At 40.0% G+C, this 21536-nt stretch carries 24 protein-coding genes and 1 other annotated feature; of the genes, 21 read left to right on the top strand and 3 right to left on the bottom strand.

The features are described 5' to 3' along the window. The first annotated feature begins 133 nt into the window (after positions 1-133). On the top strand, positions 134-2068 hold the full coding sequence (gene thrS, locus CH76_RS01310) for a threonine--tRNA ligase (protein ID WP_036141757.1): 1935 nt from the start codon (positions 134-136) through the stop codon (positions 2066-2068). 52 nt (positions 2069-2120) lie between these two features. Here thrS and CH76_RS01315 read toward each other — a convergent pair whose 3' ends face one another. Next, a complete protein-coding gene (locus tag CH76_RS01315) occupies positions 2121-3803 on the bottom strand; it encodes a methyl-accepting chemotaxis protein (protein ID WP_051910123.1) in 1683 nt (560 codons plus the stop codon). A gap of 146 nt (positions 3804-3949) precedes the next feature. After that, positions 3950-4100, top strand: a sequence feature (ribosomal protein L20 leader region). 88 nt (positions 4101-4188) lie between these two features. On the opposite strand from CH76_RS01315, the gene infC reads away from it, so the two are divergent. The 5 genes from infC to CH76_RS01340 all read left to right on the top strand — a co-directional run bounded on the left by infC (position 4189) and on the right by CH76_RS01340 (position 7058). Further along, positions 4189-4692, top strand: coding sequence for a translation initiation factor IF-3 (gene infC / locus CH76_RS01320; protein WP_036141761.1), 504 nt, complete (start codon positions 4189-4191; stop codon positions 4690-4692). 29 nt (positions 4693-4721) lie between these two features. Next, the gene (gene rpmI, locus CH76_RS01325; protein ID WP_036141765.1) at positions 4722-4922 is read left to right on the top strand and encodes a 50S ribosomal protein L35; all 201 of its coding nucleotides are present in this window, start codon (positions 4722-4724) and stop codon (positions 4920-4922) included. Positions 4923-4974: 52 nt separating this feature from the next. Continuing rightward, positions 4975-5334, top strand: coding sequence for a 50S ribosomal protein L20 (gene rplT, locus CH76_RS01330; protein ID WP_036141768.1), 360 nt, complete (start codon positions 4975-4977; stop codon positions 5332-5334). A 66-nt stretch (positions 5335-5400) separates the two neighbouring features. Next, positions 5401-5664 (top strand): DUF1294 domain-containing protein, encoded by a 264-nt coding sequence (locus CH76_RS01335; RefSeq protein ID WP_036141770.1) that lies wholly within the window; start codon positions 5401-5403, stop codon positions 5662-5664. Between the two features lie 44 nt (positions 5665-5708). Further along, entirely contained in the window at positions 5709-7058 is a 1350-nt protein-coding gene (locus tag CH76_RS01340) for a sodium-dependent transporter (protein WP_036141773.1), read from the top strand. Between the two features lie 29 nt (positions 7059-7087). On the opposite strand, the gene fabI is transcribed toward CH76_RS01340, so the two are convergent. Then, on the bottom strand, positions 7088-7858 hold the full coding sequence (gene fabI / locus CH76_RS01345) for an enoyl-ACP reductase FabI (protein ID WP_036141776.1): 771 nt from the start codon (positions 7856-7858) through the stop codon (positions 7088-7090). A gap of 119 nt (positions 7859-7977) precedes the next feature. Then, complete coding sequence (locus CH76_RS01350; RefSeq protein WP_036141778.1) at positions 7978-8226, bottom strand: ferredoxin; 249 nt, start codon at positions 8224-8226, stop codon at positions 7978-7980. Positions 8227-8326: 100 nt separating this feature from the next. Here CH76_RS01350 and CH76_RS01355 point away from each other — a divergent pair, with 100 nt between their 5' ends. The 15 genes from CH76_RS01355 (at position 8327) to CH76_RS01420 (ending at position 21440) form a co-directional block, all read left to right on the top strand. Beyond that, positions 8327-9322, top strand: a complete 996-nt coding sequence (locus CH76_RS01355; protein ID WP_036141781.1) for a helix-turn-helix domain-containing protein — start codon at positions 8327-8329, stop codon at positions 9320-9322. A gap of 2 nt (positions 9323-9324) precedes the next feature. Further along, positions 9325-10722, top strand: coding sequence for an ATP-dependent DNA helicase RecQ (locus CH76_RS01360; protein WP_036141784.1), 1398 nt, complete (start codon positions 9325-9327; stop codon positions 10720-10722). 81 nt (positions 10723-10803) lie between these two features. Further along, complete coding sequence (locus CH76_RS01365; RefSeq protein WP_036141788.1) at positions 10804-11604, top strand: LysM peptidoglycan-binding domain-containing protein; 801 nt, start codon at positions 10804-10806, stop codon at positions 11602-11604. A 69-nt stretch (positions 11605-11673) separates the two neighbouring features. After that, on the top strand, positions 11674-12411 hold the full coding sequence (locus tag CH76_RS01370; RefSeq protein ID WP_036141790.1) for a metallophosphoesterase: 738 nt from the start codon (positions 11674-11676) through the stop codon (positions 12409-12411). 32 nt (positions 12412-12443) lie between these two features. After that, positions 12444-13403, top strand: a complete 960-nt coding sequence (locus CH76_RS01375) for a YpdA family putative bacillithiol disulfide reductase (RefSeq protein ID WP_036141793.1) — start codon at positions 12444-12446, stop codon at positions 13401-13403. Positions 13404-13421: 18 nt separating this feature from the next. Next, on the top strand, positions 13422-14387 hold the full coding sequence (locus CH76_RS01380; protein WP_036141796.1) for an asparaginase: 966 nt from the start codon (positions 13422-13424) through the stop codon (positions 14385-14387). Between the two features lie 69 nt (positions 14388-14456). Beyond that, complete coding sequence (prsW, locus tag CH76_RS01385) at positions 14457-15131, top strand: glutamic-type intramembrane protease PrsW (protein ID WP_036141800.1); 675 nt, start codon at positions 14457-14459, stop codon at positions 15129-15131. A gap of 54 nt (positions 15132-15185) precedes the next feature. After that, positions 15186-15842 (top strand): flagellar brake protein, encoded by a 657-nt coding sequence (locus CH76_RS01390; RefSeq protein ID WP_235190333.1) that lies wholly within the window; start codon positions 15186-15188, stop codon positions 15840-15842. 72 nt (positions 15843-15914) lie between these two features. Beyond that, on the top strand, positions 15915-16586 hold the full coding sequence (gene cmk / locus CH76_RS01395; protein ID WP_036141804.1) for a (d)CMP kinase: 672 nt from the start codon (positions 15915-15917) through the stop codon (positions 16584-16586). Between the two features lie 94 nt (positions 16587-16680). Continuing rightward, entirely contained in the window at positions 16681-17820 is a 1140-nt protein-coding gene (gene rpsA / locus CH76_RS01400) for a 30S ribosomal protein S1 (RefSeq protein ID WP_036141807.1), read from the top strand. Between the two features lie 168 nt (positions 17821-17988). After that, positions 17989-19299: a ribosome biogenesis GTPase Der gene (gene der, locus CH76_RS01405; RefSeq protein WP_036141810.1), complete on the top strand. Its 1311-nt coding sequence runs from the start codon at positions 17989-17991 to the stop codon at positions 19297-19299. A 19-nt stretch (positions 19300-19318) separates the two neighbouring features. Continuing rightward, positions 19319-20338, top strand: a complete 1020-nt coding sequence (locus CH76_RS01410) for an NAD(P)H-dependent glycerol-3-phosphate dehydrogenase (RefSeq protein WP_036141813.1) — start codon at positions 19319-19321, stop codon at positions 20336-20338. A 102-nt stretch (positions 20339-20440) separates the two neighbouring features. Beyond that, positions 20441-20653, top strand: a complete 213-nt coding sequence (locus tag CH76_RS01415) for a DUF2768 domain-containing protein (RefSeq protein ID WP_081892589.1) — start codon at positions 20441-20443, stop codon at positions 20651-20653. Between the two features lie 20 nt (positions 20654-20673). Beyond that, positions 20674-20841 carry a hypothetical protein gene (locus CH76_RS14230; protein WP_369792343.1) on the top strand — a complete coding sequence of 56 codons (168 nt, stop codon included), beginning with the start codon at positions 20674-20676 and terminating at the stop codon, positions 20839-20841. Continuing rightward, entirely contained in the window at positions 20841-21440 is a 600-nt protein-coding gene (locus CH76_RS01420) for a hypothetical protein (protein WP_369792344.1), read from the top strand. The genes CH76_RS14230 and CH76_RS01420 overlap by 1 nt, the downstream gene beginning before the upstream one ends. The last annotated feature ends 96 nt before the right edge of the window (positions 21441-21536 follow it).

The following is a 21536-nucleotide window of genomic DNA, read 5'->3' on the forward strand; positions in this document are numbered from 1 at the left end:
CCAGCACGTTAGCTGATGTAGGAGCTTCGTCTGAACTTTGTTCGGAAGGAAGAAGGGTGGAACCACGAGCACAAGCCTCGTCCCTTTTGGGATGGGGCTTTTTTGTGTACAAAATTATGAGGAGTGTCGACTTATGGCAGAGATGATTAAATTAACTTTTCCGGATGGTGCAGTAAAGGAATTTGAAAAAGGCATCACAACAGACGAAATTGCAGGCTCAATTAGCCCAGGACTTCGCAAAAAAGCTTATGCAGGTAAAGTGAACGGAACACTTGTTGACTTATCTACACCACTTGAGCAAGATGGCGACATCGCTATTATTACACAGGATGATGAGGAAGCTTTAGAAGTATTACGTCACTCATCAGCGCACGTTTTAGCGCAAGCAGTTAAACGTTTATACCCTGACGCAAAATTAGGTATTGGGCCAGTTATTGAAAATGGCTTCTACTATGATATTGATTCACCAACACCAATTACAGCAGAAGATTTACCTGCTATTGAAAAAGAAATGAAAAAAATTATTGCAGAAAACTTCCCAGTAGAGCGCAAAAATGTTTCGCGTAAAGAAGCACAGGCGATTTATACAGAAGTAGGCGATGAATATAAATTAGAGCTACTTGAAGCCATTCCAGAGGATGAGCAAGTATCAATTTACTACCAAGGTGAGTTCTTTGACCTTTGCCGTGGTGTACATGTACCATCAACAGGGAAATTACGTGAGTTTAAATTATTATCACTAGCAGGCGCTTACTGGCGCGGTAACTCAGATAATAAAATGTTACAGCGTATTTATGGTACAGCTTTCTTCAAGAAGGAAGATTTAAAGCATCACCTACAAATGCTTGAAGAAGCAAAAGAACGTGACCACCGTAAATTAGGTCGTGAACTTGAAATCTTCACAACGAATCAAACAGTAGGTATGGGTTTACCACTTTGGTTACCAAATGGTGCAACAATCCGCCGTACAATTGAGCGTTATATCGTAGACAAAGAGTTGTCACTTGGCTACCAACACGTATACACGCCAGTACTTGGCTCTAAAGAGTTATATGAAACTTCAGGTCACTGGGATCACTACCAAGACGATATGTTCCCAGCAATGGAGCGCGATAACGAAACATTTGTACTGCGCCCAATGAACTGCCCTCACCATATGATGGTATATAAATCAAAAATGCGTTCATACCGTGACTTACCAATCCGTATCGCAGAGCTTGGCAACATGCACCGTTATGAAATGAGTGGTGCAGTATCAGGTTTACAACGTGTACGTGGTATGACATTAAATGACGGTCATAACTTTGTGCGCCCTGACCAAATTCGTGATGAGTTAGTACATGCATTAGAGTTAGTACGTGCAGTATATAAAGACTTTGGTATTGAGGATTTCCGTTTCCGTTTATCATACCGTGACCCAGCAGATACTACGAAGTATTTTGATGATGATGCGATGTGGGAAAAGGCGCAAGCAATGCTTAAAGAAGCAGCAGATACTGTTGGCTTAGCATATTATGAGGCAGAGGGCGAAGCAGCTTTCTATGGTCCTAAGATTGATATTCAAGTAAAAACAGCAATTGGTAAGGAAGAAACACTATCAACGGTACAACTTGACTTCTTATTACCAGAGCGCTTTGACTTATCATACATTGGTGAAGATGGTAAACCTCACCGTCCTGTTGTTATTCACCGCGGTGTAGTATCAACAATGGAGCGTTTTGTAGCCTTCTTACTTGAAGAGTACAAAGGTGCATTACCAACATGGTTATCACCAGTGCAAGTACAAGTTATCCCTGTATCAAACGAAGCACATTTTGATTATGCAAAAGATGTACAGCAAAAGCTAACAGCACTTGGCTACCGTGTCGAAATGGATTACCGTGAAGAAAAACTTGGTTATAAAATCCGTGAAGCACAAATGCAAAAAATCCCGTATATGCTTGTGATTGGTGATAAAGAGGTTGAAGCAGGTGGCGTGAATATTCGTCGCTATGGTTCAAAAGCTTCTGAAACCGTATCATTTGATGAGTTTGCAACAATCATTGCTCAAGACGTAGACAATAAATAAAAAATATCCCTATAGCGTGACCTATTAAAGGTCTATGCTATAGGGATTTTTGTTAGTTTTTAAATTGGGCAACGGATTGTTGAAGTTCAACAGATCGGTCGCTAAGTTGCGCGGCAACTTGTTGCATTTCTTGTAGTGAAGCATTTTGTCCCTCAATCATTTCAAGTGAAGCGGACGAGCCTTCTGCTAAATTACTAGCATTTGTTGCGATTTCATTAACGGAAGCGGCAACCTCCTCAGCAGCTGCAGATATTTCTTCAGTAACTGCTGAAATATCTTCTACTTGATTTTGCATCGCATCAATTGCACTTGTGATGTCTATAAAGGCGCTACCTGCATCATTAATAATCGTTACACCTTGTTCAACGGTAGTTAAGTTAGCATGCATAGCTTTGCCAGCATTACGTGTTTCGGATTGGATATCTGTAGTGAGTGCGCTGATTTGTGAGGCAGAGGCATTAGATTGCTCGGCCAGTTTACGTACTTCGTCAGCTACAACAGCAAAGCCTTTACCATGCTCACCAGCACGTGCGGCTTCAATTGCAGCATTGAGTGCAAGTAGGTTTGTTTGGTCTGTAATATCTGCAATTACTGCAGTGATTTTTTCGATTTGTTCAGATTGTTCGATTAAGCGTTCAATCATAGCTGTCATTGACTGCGTTGAACTATGAATCGTCGTCATCTGCTCTGCAGCCGAGCGGATAGTTGTGCCACCTAAGTGAGCAATAGCGGCTGTGTCTGTAGCAGATTGTTGCAACAGTTGTGTTGATTCGGCAATGCGTTGTACCGCCTGAGCTGTTTCGTCCATCGCAACGGAGCTATCATTTGCTGCTTGTGATGTGCCAATCATATTATCTGTTACGGCACGCGTTGCAGTTGATACGCGTTCAGATGTATTTGCAACTTCTGTTGTTGAAGCAGAAAGTTGAGCAGCTGTAGCACTTAAGTGATTGGCGTTATCAGCTAAAGAGGTAGTTAAGGTGATTAACATATGCTTCATTTGATTAAATGAGGCTGTTAATTGCCCAACTTCATCCTTACTAGCAACAGGTAAATCTTGTGAGCGTAAGTCACCTGTAGCTACAATACTCACTTCTTGTTGTAAAGCACGAATAGGTTTAACAATAATACGTGTTACAAACATACCGATTAAAATACCTAAAATAACGGATATGACCGCAATTGTTAATGCCACATAGCCTGCTTGAGAGGCTACATCTTCAGCTTGTTTACGTACATCGGTAATGGATGAACTAATCGCATCTGATAGTTCCTTAGTTGATTCGCTAACTGCTGCATCATGCTTGGCTACTTTATCAACATACATTGTAAGTGCTTCTGTAGCTTGGTTATTTGTATAAAGAGCAATCGTTGTTTCGCCATCTTTCATAAAATCAGCGTGCGCATTAATAACAGCTGTAATTAATGCTTGTCCACTATTTGTATCTGCTTTGCTTTGTAAATCCTTCAGTGTTTGTTGCTTATGTTCCTCTACCTTCGTAAAGTTGGCTTCTGCACCAGGGACATCTAATAGTACATTTTGCACAGCAGACATTTGTAATGAAAAGTCCTCCTCTAATGAGCGCAGTGACTCAAGTAAGGGTAGTGAAGCGTTGAGTGTTGTATCGTATTGATGTTCAACATTTTTGAGTTGCCAAAAAATCGTAGCACACGCAATAATCGTTAGCGTATTAAGTACAGCTACAACAGCAATAAATTTTTGACGTATCGTCATGAGCCTTTCCTCCTTCAATAATAAAATTAGGAACTATACTTAATATACTATAGTAAAGACCTAGAGGGGTATAAAAAAATAAGGAAAGGTTATTGACAGTTTAAAATGTGCATGATAATATAGTTAAGGTTAATGAATACAGATTGTGGTTGAAGAAGAGGCTGCCCGCTTCTCACCTGAGTTAGACGCTCGTATGAGTTGTTTACAGGTTTGACACGTTGAATTGTAACGCATACACTTTGCGTTTGCACATATAGCGGGCGGACATTTCTTATATGTCCGTCCTTTTTTTATGGACATCGAGAAGTGTACCGTTCAACAGGGCATATAAGCCCACTCATGTATTCGCGACAACACTTGGAGGTGGATTACTATTAGCAAAGACATGTATGTAAACGAAGGCATTCGCGCACGTGAAGTCCGCTTAATCGATCATAATGGTGATCAGTTAGGTGTGAAGTCACGCAACGAGGCGTTAGAAATCGCTACTCGTGTAAACTTGGATCTTGTCCTTGTAGCCCCTCAAGCGAAGCCACCAGTCGCTCGTATCATGGACTATGGTAAGTTTAAGTTTGAGCAACAGAAAAAAGATCGCGAAATTCGTAAAAATCAAAAGGTTATCAATATGAAAGAGGTTCGTCTGAGCCCGACAATTGATGAGCACGATTTCCAAACGAAACTTCGTAATGGTATCAAGTTCCTTGAAAAAGGAGACAAAGTCAAAGCTTCTATTCGCTTCAAAGGTCGTGCGATTACGCACAAAGAGATCGGTCAACGCGTATTAGATCGCTTTGCAGAAGCTTGTGCTGAAGTCGCAACGGTTGAAACAAAACCGAAGATGGAAGGCCGAAGCATGTTCTTAATTATGCAACCTAAGAACGAAAAATAATTTTCACTTGAGTTTAGGAGGAATTTCAAATGCCAAAAATGAAAACTCACCGCGGCGCGGCGAAACGTTTCAAAAAGACAGGTACAGGTAAATTAAAGTTTGACCGTGCATACGGTTCTCACTTATTCGCTAACAAATCTACTAAGCAAAAACGTCACTTACGTAAAGGTAAAGTAGTTTCTTCAGGCGATTTCAAACGTATCCGTACATTATTAACTTACATGAAGTAATAAAAACAAAACAAACACATTCATTCACATGAATTAGCAGGAGGTAATTGGTATGCCACGCGTAAAAGGCGGAATTGTAACGCGCAAGCGTCGTAAAAAGGTTTTAAAATTAGCTAAAGGTCACTTCGGCTCGAAGCATAGATTATATAAAGTTGCGAACCAATCAGTAATGAAGGCAGGTATGTACTCATACCGTGACCGTCGCAACAAAAAACGTGACTTCCGTAAATTATGGATTACACGTATCAACGCAGCTGCACGCATGAATGGTCTTTCTTATAGCCGTTTAATGCACGGTTTAAAATTAGCTAACATCGATGTAAACCGTAAAATGCTTGCTGATTTAGCTGTTACAGATGCACAAGCATTTGCTCAACTAGCTGAAACTGCTAAACAAGCAGTAGCAAAATAATTTACACAAGAGCCGACAAATTCAATACGAATTTGTTGGCTCTTTTTTGTTAAGGAGTTGAGTAAAGTGCATGAGGTTATACTAGGGTATATGGCGGTGATGTCATTATCACTCGTTATTTGCATGGGTTATGATAAATCACAGGCAAAAAAGCATAAATCGCGCATTGCAGAAAAAACGCTATTTACATTGGCGATTTTTGGTGGTGCTGTTGGTGGTGTACTTGGCATGTATTTATTTCGTCATAAAACACGAAAAAACAAATTTGCATTTGGCTTTCCATTACTTGCAGCCGTGCAAGTATTTTTAGTCGTTCAAATTTGGTCGTAGATTTGGTAAAGTAAATAGAAGTTAAGCAGTTGAGGAGAGTTGAGATGAGTAAAAAAAATGAGTGGTCAAGTAAAGTAGGTTTTATTTTGGCTTCAGCAGGCGCGGCTATTGGGCTAGGCGCTATTTGGAAGATGCCTTATGTAACGGCGCAAAGTGGCGGGGGCGCATTCTTTTTAATTTTTGTTGCGTTTACGTTATTAATAGGTTTACCAATGTTGTTATCTGAATATATTATTGGACGTAATGCACAGGCAGAGGCAGTGACGGCGTATAAAAAGCTAGCACCTGCTACTAATTGGGTATGGTTAGGACGTATGGGCGTTATTGGTTGCTTTTTATTACTCACTTTTTACAGTGTAGTAGGCGGCTGGATTACACTCTTTACAGGCTATGCGTTAACAGGTGGGTTAATTGGTGATGGTATTGATGCTGGCCAAATTTTTGGTGCTGTGACGAGTACACCAAGCACAACACTTTTTGGTTTAGCCCTATTTACATTAGCTAATGTAGTCGTTATTTCATTAGGTGTACAAAATGGTATCGAAAAAATGAATAAAATCATGATGCCGTTGCTTTTTGTGTTATTTATTGTACTCGTTGGGCGTGCATTAACACTAGATGGTGCGATGGAGGGCGTAAAGTTCTTTTTATATCCTGATTTTTCTAAGACAACAGGAGAGTCATTGTTATATGCACTGGGGCAATCCTTTTTTGCGCTAGCAGTAGGTATGTCGTGCCTAGTAACGTATAGTTCATACTTAAAAAAAGATGTGAGTTTACCACAGGCAGCAGGCTCAGTAGTAACATTAAATATTTTAGTATCCTTACTTGCGGGTTTAGCAATTTTTCCTGTAGTATTTGCGACAGGGCTTGAGGCAAAAGCAGGACCAGAGTTGTTATTTATTGTACTGCCAGCAGCCTTTGGTCAAATGCCATTTGGTGAAATCTTTTTAGCTTTATTTTTAGTGCTGTTTTTATTTGCTACATTAACGTCATCTTTTAGCTTATATGAAATTATTGTAGCAGCACTTGTTGAAAAGTTTGGGCTAACACGTGCGCAACTGACAATGATTTTAGGTGTTGTCGTATTTATTGCGGCGATTCCTTCAGCATTAACATCAAGTGTGTTAAGTGACGTTACGATTTTTGGTAAGACAATTTTTGATGCTACAGATTTTTTAGTGTCTAATATTATTTTACCAATTGGGAACTTGCTAATTGCGATTTTTGTCATTCATGTGATGAAGCGTGAACGCGTTAAAGCTGAATTGTTACAAGGGAGTAACGTGAGTCCTTTATTTTATACGGTGTACCGTGTATTGATGACGTATGTAGTGCCTGTAGCGATTAGTATTGTTATTTTGTATACAATTTATGAAAAATTTATAGCATAAGAAAAAGCTGAGGCGTGCCTCAGCTTTTTTTATCCCATAATATTATAGCCACCATCAACATAGATGGTTTCGCCTGTAACACCGCGTGACAGTGGAGATAACATCACAAGCGTCATATCTGCTACTTCATCTTGTTGTACATTACGTTTTAGTGGCGCAGTTTCTTCGATTTTGTGTAAAATTGTATTAAATGATGGAACACCTTTAGCAGCAAGCGTGCGAATCGCGCCTGCAGAGATAGCATTAACACGGATATTATCCTGACCAATATCAGCAGCTAAATAACGCATAGAAGCTTCTAGTGCAGCTTTAGCTACGCCCATTACGTTATAGCCGTCTAGTACGCGCTCTGCGCCTAAATAAGACATTGTAACAATTGATCCGCCCTCTGTCATATAAGGGTGAGCGGCCTTAGCAGCTGCGATTAATGAGTAAGCGCTTGTATCTTGTGCGAAGGCATAGCCGTCACGAGAAGTATCTAAAAAGCGATTTTTTAAGTCCTCACCGTTTGCAAAAGCTACTGAATGGACAACGCCATGAATGACACCGACTTTTTCGCCAATGGTAGTGAAAGCTTGCTTTGTACTCGCGTCGTCATTTACATCGCACTGTACAACTAATGATGTGCTTTGGTCATTCTTCTCAAGTAATTGTGTAAGCTTTTTTAATGAACGTTCTTGACGGTAAGTAAAGATGACATTAGCGCCAGCGTCAAATAATTTTTTTGCAATGCCCCAGGCAATACTGCGGTCATTTGCAACACCCATTACGACAATATTTTTATTTGTTAATTGCAACATATGTAGCAACTCCTTTGTGTTATCAGTTATTAGTACCAACTACTAATTATAGTACCATGCAAAAAAATGAGATGCAATAAAAAAATGCCTGCGCGTAGGCACAGACATTTAGGTAAAGACTATTCAAATTTTAATGAGTCGCCGTCAAATGTTTCGTCAGCAACTTTGATTGAGTCAGTTGGGCAACCTTCAAAAGCATCCTGCATATCTTCTAGCAGGTCTTCTGGTACGCCAGCTGTACCCATGTTATCATCTAAAATAACGAAGGCAATACCTTCATCATCATAGTCATAAATATCAGGCGCAGCTGCACCACAAGCGCCACAAGCGATACATGTATCTTTATCGACAATCGTGTACTTAGTCATTTATATTCTCTCCTTTGCATTTCCGCTAATCGTTCTCTTATCATTTTAAAGATGTTCCGCATACATTTCAACAGTAACTATCGAAACGGAGGATTTTGCTGTGAATTTTCATCTATTAGTTCGACAAATTTTAGTGATATTTAATGGTGAGCGTACGATTGCAGCGCCTTACCATTTATTAAAAGGAAAAAAATCATCTCAAACACTTGAAGATGTTGCCTTATTCCACTTGCATAACTTTTATCGCATTCTGCCGCAGTTAGAGCGTGCGGTGTATGAGCAGGCAATTTTGCAACTAGAGCAGGAAGGTGTACTGACGATAAGTAATGACAAATCTTATCGTATTGAGCCAATGCCATTAGTAAGCTATCACTTTAACGGCTGGCGCTACCAAGGGTTAGAGGCTATCTTTTTTAAACGTTTACAATTGACTGTACAAACGTTATCTCAGCATCAAGCGCAAGATATGAAGTTTGCGCCTGTTGTGAGTGACACTACAATACAACAATTTACTCGACAATTTTTACAGCAAGCTACGTATCAGCAAGGAGAGTTAAGTGCAAAGCTCTATCAAGAAATCGTGACTACACTTAAGCAAACAATTATGACAGAGGACCAACGTATGCTGATTAGTTACCGTCTAAGCGGTTATGAGCAACCAGCGCAAACATTAAGACAACTGGCGTTAGCAACAAATCATACAGTACTTGACGTGCAATTATTGTTAATAGAAGCACTTCACATTTGGTTGGATACGCTAGATACACCACTACTTTTTGCATTGCGTCAAGGGTGTGTGAGTGAGCAAGCATTAACTGAAACAGCAGCAAAAACCAATGTTTTACTTGAGCAAGGATACACTTTTGAACAAATTTGTCATTATCGCCACTTAAAAGCAAGTACCATTCAAGATCATATTGTAGAAATCGCGCGCAATATGGCAAGTTTTGACGTTACGCCTTATATAGACAGTGCAACACTGCAACGTGTACACCAAGTCGTTAGACAGATGCAAACAAAGCGCCTAAAAGTATTGCATGAGCAGACAGGTTTGCCGTACTTTCAAATTCGTTTAGCACTCACAAGGGAGGGATAGAGATGTTACAACAAGCGCTACAACATTACTTTGGCTATGCTAGTTTTCGTCAAGGGCAGGAAGAAGTTATTACGCAATTACTTGAAGGTAAGGATGTTGTGGCTCTGTTACCAACAGGTACAGGAAAATCTTTATGCTACCAATTAACAGGTAAGATAAAAGGAGCGCCTGTGCTTATTATTTCGCCACTATTATCTCTCATGCAGGATCAGGTAAATCAAATGAAAAAAATGGGCTTTAAACGTGTCATTGCACTAAATTCCTTTTTAACACGTGAACAGTTTACGCAGGCACTTAATCAATTACCACATTACGAATTTATTTTCACTTCACCAGAGATGTTACAAAATGAATTGGTGACAAATAAACTTCGTGCTATGCCACTTGGTTTGATTGTGATTGATGAGGCTCATTGTATTTCTGAGTGGGGGCATGATTTTCGTCCGGATTATTTACGTCTTCAAACGCGGCTAAATTACTATAATCGCCCACCAATTGTTGCCCTAACGGCTACTGCAACACCTGCAGTAATTGCCGATATAAAGTATGTACTGCAAATGGAGCATGCGAGCACGTATATTGCAGCGATTGATCGTAAAGAAATACATTTACAACGAAAATGGTTTACAACTGCGCAAGAAAAGGTAAATTGGATTGAGGACTATGTTAGCACCACGCTTGGGCCAGGTATTATTTATACTAGTTCAAGGAAGCGTGCAGAACAGTTAGCAGAGGTGCTTCGTAAGTGGCATATTACTGTAGCAGCCTACCATGGTGGCGTTAGTAACGAAGACAGACAGTTGATTCAAGAGCAGTTTTTAGCAAATGATATCGAATGGATTATTGCTACTAGTGCTTTTGGTATGGGCGTACATAAAACAAATATTCGTCACATTATTCATGAAACGATGTCGCCTACTTTATCAAGCTATATGCAAGAGATTGGGCGAGCAGCACGCGATGGACAGGATGCCCTAGCTACTGTTTTATGCACGCAAACAGATTATGATGTGTTGCAATTTTTAATGGACACCTTGCCAAGTGAGCCAATGATTAAGCAATATTATGCAGGAGCTGACCAACCTCTGCGCGAGCTAGATCAGCGTTTGCTCGCTTATTGGCATTCAATGTATCGTTGTGATGAGGCTATTCACTATCGTGATGAGCTGTATTTAAGTAAACGACGCGCTTTTGACGCAACCCGAAATTATATGGAGACGTCTTCATGTTTACGTGCAACCTTAGTACAGTATTTTGAGCAAAGCGTTCAAGTTGTTGATGCCTGTTGTACAAATTGCGGATTGCAAGACGCTAGCTTTAAAGAACTGCGTCGTATTACGCATTTATCAGCGCAAACCCCACATTGGACATTGCGTTTACAGCAAATGCTGTTAAAATGATACAGTGCATACAGAAACATTTACAAGCACAGCGTTTTTCGTCATAATATATGATAGTAATCTTAGTTGGAGGGTCGAATTATGGATAAAGATGATTACAAAGATAAATTTGAAGAGCATCGCCAAACAATTGATGGCGAAGAAGAAGAAGTACCACAAAAAATGTCACGAACTGAACGATACCGTGGCGATAAAAATGAAAAACCTGAAAAGAAAAAGCGTCACTTAATGGAGTATCTTTCCATTACATTTATCTTAATTTTAATTTCTATACTTATTTTTGTATGGTTATTTTATGAGCCAGGACAAAAAGTAACAGAGGTTAAAGATGGCGATGAGGTAGAAGTAGTAAAAGATGGTGAGCCAGCAAGTAAAGATAAAGACAAAGATGCTGACAAAGAAGACAAAAAAGCTAAAGAAGAAAAAGCAGCGCTAGCTAAGAAGAAAGCTGAAGAAGCAAAAAAAGCTGAGGAAGAGCGTCAAGCTAAAGCACAGCAAGAGCAAGATCAGCACAAAGCTGAAGAAGCAAAAAAAGCTGAAGAAGCACGCCAAGCGGAAGCAAACCGACAGGCAGAGGCAGCGCGTCAAGCTGAAGAAGCACGAAAAGCTGAAGCAGCACGTCAAGCGGAAGCAAACCGTCAAGCAGAGGCAGCACGTCAAGCTGAGGAAGCAAAAAAAGCACAACAGCAACAACAGCAGCAACAACAAAAACCACAGCAGCCACAAGCAGGTACACATACTGTACAAGCGGGTGAAACATTATACCGTATCGGCGTAAACTATTATGGTAGTGGGGATGAAGCAACATTACAAAAAATCCGTGCAGCAAATGGTTTAAGTTCTAACAATATTGTAGTTGGTCAACAAATTACGTTGCCATAAAATTTAGTAAATTGTCGATGTAGCTTAATTGCTATTTCGGCAATTTTTTTATGAGAAGAAGGGTAAATGATGACATATTTAATTAGCATAGCGGTGTTATTGTTGGGCTATATGCTTGCGCTAGCACATCGTAATACAATTAAGATACATCATGCTGATGCACCTATCACAAAAGACTGTAAGCTGTATTTTATTTCGGATGTACATAACCGAAAGATTAACCAGCGTATGTTAATGCGTGTAGGTAAAGTGGATGCTGTAATTATTGGTGGAGATTTTTGTGATAAGCGTACTTCTTTTGCACGCCTAGAAGAAAACCTTCGACGTCTTAGCACGTGTGGTAAGTTATATTTTGTGTGGGGCAATAATGACCGTGAGTTAAATGAAGTGAACCTGCGTGCAATATTTAAACAATATGATGTAACACTATTGGAAAATAGCGCAGTGCCATTAACAAAAGATATTTGGCTAAGTGCAATTGAAGATACTTCCTCACGTAAGTACAGCTTTGAAGCGGCATTGCAACATGTGCCAGAGGATGCCTATCGTATTTTTGTATCCCATAATCCAGCAGTGTTTCCACGTGTGCTAGCTGCGCATACCGTAAATTTTTTACTCGCAGGGCATTGGCATGGTGGTCAAATACGTTTAGGACCACTAGGCGTACGTCCTAATGGATCGTATGCTATTGTGCAGGGTGTGCCTACACTTATTAGCAATGGCTACGGCACTACGCTGTTACCATTACGCTTAGGCGCTGCACCACAAACGCATATAATTACGTTACATGCGACGAAGGATGTATAATAGAAGCTGACAAAGTAAAAGGAGTGTTAGGCATGAATAAAGTAGATGCGATTATTGTAGGTGGAGGGCCATGTGGCTTAGCTGCTGCTATTGCGCTACAAGAAAAAGGGATGCGTCCTATCGTTATTGAAAAGGGCAATGTAGTAAATGCGATTTACAATTATCCAACGCATCAAACCTTTTTTAGTACAAGCGAAAAATTAGCGATTGGGGATGTACCGTTCATTATTGAAGGACGTAAGCCGAAACGCAATCAGGCGCTTGTTTATTATCGTGAGGTCGTAAAAATGAAGGACATTGATGTTCATCGCTTTGAACGCGTTACGAGCGTAGTAAAAGAGGGTGAGCAGTTTACTGTTACAACGGATAAGGCGATGTATCAAACGCCTTATGTAGTCATTGCGACAGGTTATTACGACAGCCCTAACTATTTACAATTACCAGGTGAAGATTTACCAAAAGTGCATCATTATTTTAAAGAAGCGCATGAATTTTTTGATACAGATGTATTAGTTATTGGTGGTAAAAACTCAGCTATTGATGCAGCGTTAGAGTTAAATAAAGCACGCGCACGTGTAACCGTTGTTTATCGTGGCTCTTCTTATTCTTCAAGTATTAAGCCGTGGGTATTACCAGAGTTTGAAGCTTTAGCACGCACAGGTGAAATTACAATGCACTTTAATACAGACGTTGTTGCGATTTATGACAATTACGTTAAATTAAATGTGGACGGGAAAGAGCTAGAACTTAAAAATGATACTGTATTTGCGATGACAGGGTACCATCCTGACCACAGTTTTATTAAGGCAATGGGTGTAGAGATGGATGACGAAACAGGTCGCCCAACATTTAATCCAGAGACAATGGAAACAAATGTCTCAGGCTTATTTATTGCGGGTGTAATTGCGGCAGGAAACAATGCCAATGAGATTTTTATCGAGAATGGTAGATTCCATGGTGGCTGTATTGCGGATGCCATTATGAAGAAATAACAGCGAGGAGTGGGCAGATTGAAAAAGAAAGTAGCCTTAGTTACAACAGGAGGTACTATTGCGAGTACACGCAATGCTGCCAATAAACTAGAGTCAGGTAAATTAAATGGTAACGAAATTTTAGCGATGTGTCAGCTTGAACAGGAGATTGACATTGTATTAGTAGATTTATTTCAAGTACCCTCAATGCATATGTCCTTTGAACATCTCAACACATTGCATAAAAAAATTATTGAATTACTACAAGACCCTAAGTTAAGCGGTATAGTCGTGACGCACGGTACGGACAGCTTAGAAGAAACTGCCTACTTTTTAGAGCTTACTATTATGGATAAGCGCCCAATTATCGTAACGGGTTCGCAAAAATCGCCAAGTGACCCAGGCACGGATGTGTATGCTAACTTGCGTAACTCATTATTAGTTGCAGCAGACGATGCGAGTGATGGTATTGGTACTTGTGTAGTTTTTAATGAAAAAATTGTTCATGCTAAATATGTGAAAAAAATTCACTCCTCAAGTATTAACGGCTTTGGTTCCATTGGTTATGGCATGCTAGGTTTTATTGATAATGATGAGGTAATCATTTACCAAAAGCCAACAAAGCGTGAGCACTATGCGATTCAACCAAGTTACCCACAAGTAGAGATTGTTTACGCACATTTAGGTGCAGGGGCAACGATTTTAGAGTTGCTTGCTACAACGGATGTCAAAGGCATTGTACTAGTAGGTGCAGGGCGTGGACAAATTACACCTGCTATGACGGATGCTGTGCAAAAGCTATGTCAACAAGGCGTTAAAATTGTGCTTACGACAGCGACAGACGAGGGGCGTGTGTTCCCAACGTATGATTATTATGGTAGTGCTAATAATTTAGAGCAACATGGTGTTATTATGGGTGGCGATTTTGATGCAAAGAAGGCATGTATGAAGTTACGCCTTATGTTAGCTAATCACGACCAGCATTATGCAACATTTATGCATTGATAATTTATCATCTTTTTTGCAATAAAAATGGTATACTTAACGTATGTTTTTTTTGAAAGGAGCGTGCTTATGTTCATCTTGTTGTCAGCGGCGATTGCACCAAGTTTAGCTTTATTTAGCTATTTCTATTTGCGCAATCAGATGGCTACTGAACCGAGAAGAACGCTCTTTCATACGTTTATTTATGGTGTGTTAATTACCTTTCCAATCCTTTTTTTACAGTATGTTTTTGTAGAAGAGGGCGTGGTAGCTCATGGTTTTGCACAAGATGTTTTATTTTCGAGCACCATTGAAGAGTTTTTTAAATGGTTTTTGTTGCTTATTGCGATTTACAACCATGTGGAGTTTGACGATCCTTATGACGGCATCTTATATGGTGCAAGTATTTCTTTAGGGTTTGCTACAGTAGAAAATGTACTCTATCTTATTACTTTTGGTGTGGACACCGCATTTTTACGTGCGTTGCTTCCTGTATCAAGCCATGCACTTTTTGGTGTAGTAATGGGGTATTATTTTGGTCAGGCCAAAATTTCGCGTAATGAACGTAGTAAGGAACTGCTCGCTATTGCGCTTTTTGCGCCAATGGCATTACATATTATTTACAACGGCATTTTAACATTTAAAGGTCAGTGGATGTATTTAATTGTGCCCTTTATGTTGTTTTTATGGTGGTTTGGCTTACGTAAGGTCAAGCTTGCTCACCAAGACCTTGTGCGCCATTTGCATGAACAAAATAAACTGTGATGAGTATAATCCAAAGCGGAAGAGGAGGGTGCTGCTAATGTATAGCAGTGGACGATGATGGACTTAAAGGCAGGTACGATACTTTATTTAGAGCCTACACATAGCGAGCGTGTTGAGCGTTTTCGTTGTAAGGTAGCGGAGGTAAAGGAAGAAGGTATTTTTGTTGACTATCCTGTTAACACGTTGACAAAGAAGACCGCGTTTTTAGTGGATGGTATGCAATTTAGAGTAACGTTTTCAGTTGATAACCTGCACTCTTATGCTTTTTATACGGATATTATTGGTCGTCGTGTTGTAGGCAATATTCCGATGATGATTTTAGCGCTACCTAATCCTGCAGACGTACATAAAATTCAGCGTCGTGAGTATGTACGTGTAGAAACACCTGTAGATATTGCACTAACGATTGACGGGCAGCATCATCAATATGTAACCGAGGATATTAGTGCAGGTGGTGTGGCGGTTAAATTACGAAATGATACAGCATTAACCGAGGGTATGGAGGTCCAAGCGACAATTGTATTACCCTTTGCGGATGGTAATATCTCGTATGTGACAACAGATGCCAATGTGGTACGTATTTTTGAAAAAGAACCGATGACGCTTGCTTCTGTACAATTTACAGATACTGATGACTTAGACAAGCAACATATTGTGCGCTTTTGTTTTGAGCGTCAATTAGCGGAGCGAAAACGGGAAGTAGAATTTTAAAGTTGCCTTTAGGGGCAACTTTTTTTTTGCTATGATACAATATTCACGAAAAAAAGAAGGTAGGTAAGTTGGATGAAGAAAATTCAAATTGCAATTGATGGACCAGCAGGTGCTGGTAAAAGTACGGTGGCGAAAATTGTTGCCGAAAAACTACAGTTTACGTATATTGATACGGGCGCGATGTATCGTGCAGTAACCTATCAAGCTATGCAAAATAACGTAGCATTAGAAGATGGTGCAGCACTTACGGCGCTTGCAACAACGATGGCAATTACTTTGCAACCATCAGCTGATGGACAGTTGATTTTTATTGATGGGAAAGAAGTTACACAAGTTGTACGTACACCAGAGGTAACAGCTAATGTATCGCAAGTAGCAGCACATGCAGGCGTACGTGAAGTGATGGTGGAATTACAGCAGGAACTTGCGCGCGCGGGTGGCGTCGTAATGGATGGTAGAGATATTGCAACACATGTACTACCTCAAGCCGAATTGAAAATTTATATGTCAGCCACTGTTGAGGAGCGCGCACGCCGCCGCTTTATCGATAATGAGCAGCGTGGTATTGCTTCAACGCTTGAAGAATTACAAGTTGCGATTGCAGAGCGTGATCGTCAAGATAGCGAGCGCGAGGCATCACCACTAATTCAAGCACCAGATGCGCTATTTTTGGATACAACTCACCTTTCTATTGATGAGGCTGCAGACGAAATTTTAACGCTAGCACACAACAAAATGGTGTAAAATCCACATTTTCTTACAAAATGGGGGTTAATTTTTGTTTTTAGGGGAAAACTCTACTAAGATAGGTAATGAAGGATGCGAAGGAGGGTTACATATGTCAGAGGAAAATAAACAAGTTCAGACGTTTAATGAAGGTGATATTGTAAAAGGTGTAACAGAGCAGGTGGATGCGAAATCGGTAACGGTATCAATTCCGGGAGCTCCGTTTGACGGGGTAGTTCCTATTAGTGAGCTTTCAAGCTTACACATCGAAGAAGCTTCTGATGCAGTAGCAGTAGGTGATACATTAGAGTTAATGATCACTAAAGTAGAGGATGATAACTTCGTGTTATCAAAACGTAAGGTCGACGCATTACAAGCGTGGGATACATTAACAACACAATTTGAGAACGGTGACGTTTTTGATGTTGTGATTAATGATGTTGTAAAGGGTGGTCTTGTTGTTGACTTGGGCGTTCGTGGATTTATTCCAGCATCATTAGTTGAAGATTTCTTTGTGGAAGATTTTGAAGATTATAAAGGGAAAAGCTTAGCAGTAAAAATTGTTGAGCTAGACCGTGAAAAAAATCGTTTAATTTTATCTCACCGCGCTGTAGTAGAGGTGGATAAAGCTCATAAAAAACAAGAAGTAATTGGTGAAATTACAGCAGGTGAAGTACGCGATGGTGTAGTTAAACGTATCGCAGACTTCGGTGCTTTTGTGGACATTGGTGGCGTTGATGGCTTAGTGCATATTTCACAAATTGCCCATGAGCATGTTTCTGATGTGCGTGAAGCACTTGAAGAAGGGCAAGCTGTACAAGTTAAAGTATTGTCAGTAGACCCAGAGAAAAACCGTATTTCACTATCTATTAAAGATACACTACCTGGGCCATGGGCAGCTTTAGCAGATAAAGCGCCTAAGGGAGCTGTATTAGATGGTGTAGTACAACGCTTAACATCATTTGGTGCATTTGTAGAAGTGTTCCCTGGTGTAGAAGGTTTAGTGCATATTTCACAAATTGCACATAAACATATTAATACGCCACATGAGGCACTTAAAGAAGGCGACGAAGTACAAGTGAAAGTGTTAGATGTTAATGCGGACGAACATCGTTTATCTCTTAGCATTAAAGCACTGCTTGAAAATGAAGACGCTGAAGAAGTATTTGATTATGAGTTACCTGAAGAAAGCTCAGGCTTCTCATTCGGCGATGTTATCGGTGACCAATTAAAAGACTTCGGCAACGAATAAAAATGTGAGGCAGAGACGTACACAAGTCTCTGTCTTTTTTTGTTTGAAATAAAATATTTCGTTGCGAAAACAGCGCTAACACGCTATGCTTTCAAAGCGCATAGATGAAAGTTGATTATTTCTCATGTATAATAAAACGCATAGTAGAGTTTGGAAGGATTGAAGAAAATGACGAAACCAGTAGTGGCTATCGTAGGACGCCCTAACGTAGGGAAATCCACGATTTTTAACCGTATCGTTGGCGAGCGTGTGTCGATTGTAGAAGACGTACCTGGCGTAACGCGTGACCGTATTTATAGCTCGGCAGAATGGTTAACACACGATTTTAATATTATTGATACAGGCGGTATTGACTTAAGTGACGAGCCGTTTTTAGAGCAAATTCGCCAACAGGCTGAAATTGCGATGGACGAGGCAGACGTCATTATTTTTATGACTAATGGTCGTGAAGGTGTCACTGTAGCAGACGAAGAAGTAGCTAAAATTTTATACAAAACAAAAAAACCTATCGTACTAGCGGTTAATAAAATTGATAACCCAGATATGCGTGATATGCTGTATGATTTTTATACATTAGGTTTTGGTGAGCCATTCCCAATTTCAGGTTCGCATGGTTTAGGTATTGGTGATTTATTAGATGCAGCAGCAGAGCACTTCCCTAAAGAGGACGAAGTTGATTACGGTGATGACGTAATTAAATTTTCACTTATTGGACGTCCAAACGTAGGGAAATCATCACTAGTTAATGCATTCTTAGGACAAGAACGCGTTATTGTAAGTGATATCGCAGGTACAACACGCGATGCGATTGACTCGCCGTATTCTTATGATGGTCAAGATTATGTGATTATTGATACAGCAGGTATGCGTAAACGCGGTAAAGTATATGAGTCAACAGAAAAATACTCTGTACTACGTGCATTACGAGGCATTGAGCGCTCTGACGTTGTACTTGTTGTATTAAACGCAGAAGAGGGCATTCAAGAACAGGATAAAAAGATTGCAGGTTACGCGCATGAAGCGGGTAAAGCAATTGTTATTGTTGTTAACAAATGGGATACCATTGTTAAAGATGACAAAACAATGAAAAATTTCACGGACGAAATTCGTGAGAGCTTTTTATTCCTTGACTATGCACCGATTATTTTTGTATCAGCAAATACAAAGCAACGTGTACACCAAATCTTGCCGATTATTAATCGCGTAAGTGCTAACCATGCGATGCGTATTCAGTCGTCAATTCTTAATGAGGTGATTGAGGATGCGGTAGTTCGTAACCCAGCACCATCAGATAAAGGTAAACGTTTACGCGTGTATTACACGACGCAGGCGGCTGTTAAGCCACCAACATTTATCGTATTTGTTAATGAACCAGAGTTAATGCACTTCTCTTACGAACGCTTCATTGAAAACCGTATTCGTGAGACATTTGACTTTGAGGGTACGCCGATTCATTTAATTACACGCGCGCGTACGTAATTAAGGGGAGGTAGTATAAATGGAAAAGGTAACTGTGCTCGGTGCTGGCTCGTGGGGGACAGCACTTGCGATTGTGCTTGCAGAAAACGGGCATGATGTTTTACTGTGGTCACATCGTGAGGAGCAGGCTGCTGAAGTAAATGAACGACACACTAATGAACGTTATTTGCCAGAAACGGTATTACCACAAAATTTACGCGCTACAGCGTCATTGCAAGAGGCAAGCGCACATGCAAATATCGTAGTGGTAGCTGTACCAACAAAGGCAATTCGTCAAGTGTGCGAAGATTTCTCTGTACATTTAGCTGTGCCAACATTATTTATTCCAGTATCAAAAGGTATTGAGCCGCATACGCATAAGCGTGTATCTGAAATGATTGCGGAGTCAATCGCACCACAATTTATGGATGATGTAGTCATTTTATCAGGGCCAAGCCATGCAGAAGAAGTTGTTAAACAGCATCCAACAACTGTTACAGTTGCTTGTATCAATCTAACTTCTGCTGAAAAAGTACAGGACTTATTTATGAGCCAGTATTTCCGTGTTTACACGAATGACGATGTGATTGGTGTAGAGATTGGTGGCGCATTAAAAAACGTTATTGCTTTAGCTGCGGGTATTACAGATGGCTTGCAGTATGGTGATAATGCTAAGGCGGCACTAATTACGCGTGGGTTAGCGGAGATTACACGTTTAGGTGTTAAGCTTGGTGGTAATCCCTTTACCTTTTCAGGCTTAACAGGCATGGGCGATTTAATTGTGACATGTACAAGCGTGCACTCACGCAACTGGCGCGCGGGTAATATGCTTGGTCAAGGTTATAAACTCAATGAAGTGCTTGATCAAATGGGGATGGTTGTTGAGGGTGTGCGCACCACACAAGCAGCCTATCAGTTAGCGCAAAAGTATGAGGTTGTGATGCCGATTACCACAGCGTTATATCAAGTCTTATTTGAAGACCAAGCGCCTAAAGTTGCGGTTGACCAATTGATGATGCGTATGAAAAAACGTGAAATTGATGATATGATGCCACAATGAGTTCAGAGTATCCAACGAGCTTAGCTTATTGGATACTCTTTTTTATGCAAATTGTAGTATACTGTTGTAGAAAACTTAAAAGCAGAAAGGTGGTTAGTATCATTGGGTCCGTTAGCTCATATGCCCTCACTTGATATTATGTGGGTGTCTTTTTATTGTTTAGGATTAATGATGGTATCAATCCTCTTAATTTATTTAGGTCGTAATAAAATTAAAAATGGTTTTTTACGTGCAATTAATAACTTAATTGCGTATGTTTTATTTGGTTTAGGTTCATTTTTAATGGTCTTGATTGTTGCAACATGGCCAGCTTAATAGATTAAAGAGGTGGAAAAATGAAAAAGCATTATGCTGTAGGGCTAACACTTGTATTAGCCGTACTAATGCTGTCAGGCTGTATGTTTCCTGATAGCCAAAAAGCGCAAAACCAAGTACCTTACGCTGATCAATTAGCGTCGGTGCAACGTGCAGTAGATCAATTTAGAGATGATACGGGTGGCTAGTGCCAATTAAAACACGTGATATGGATACGGATATTTTTATTAAATATCTCGTGGACTTTGACCGCATTGTGCCAAAATATATGCCAGAGCCTCCAGGCAATGCCTATGAAAAAGGTGGCATTTACCAATATATTATTTGGGACCCTGAAAATAAGGCAGAAGTAAAACTAGTAGATTTAAACATGCCAGAGCGTATTCGCGAAATCCGCATTCGTTCATTAAATCGTTATATGCCAATTGCCGAACCAATTAATGCAAAGGCGTATACAATTGATTATAAAACACTAGGCTTTAAAGAGCCGTTAACGGTTAAAAGCCCATACAGCAATCACCAATTACCTATCTTTATGACAGGTGACGGTAATTTGTATGTGGATTATACACTAGACTTAGCTGAGATTTTACGCGAGGAGAAGCCTGACGTAAAACCAGGTGATGATATTCGTGATTTACTAATTGACCGTTCTCCAATTGTTCCTGCATACTCGATTCCTTATACGGTGGACGAAAATAATGAACCGGTAATGATGTTTGGTAAAAAGCAGGAAGAAGAAGCGAAAGAGCGTGAAGTAACAGAGGATAGCACAGAAACTGAGTGATTTTTAGGTAAAAATCAACTAAATACTATTAAAAGCTTAAAAAATGGGTAAAGTAGTAAGGAATTCAGTTGCACCGCGGTTTGCGATGTGTTAATC

The organism is Lysinibacillus sp. BF-4 (assembly GCF_000743635.1).
Classification (GTDB): domain Bacteria; phylum Bacillota; class Bacilli; order Bacillales_A; family Planococcaceae; genus Metalysinibacillus; species Metalysinibacillus saudimassiliensis.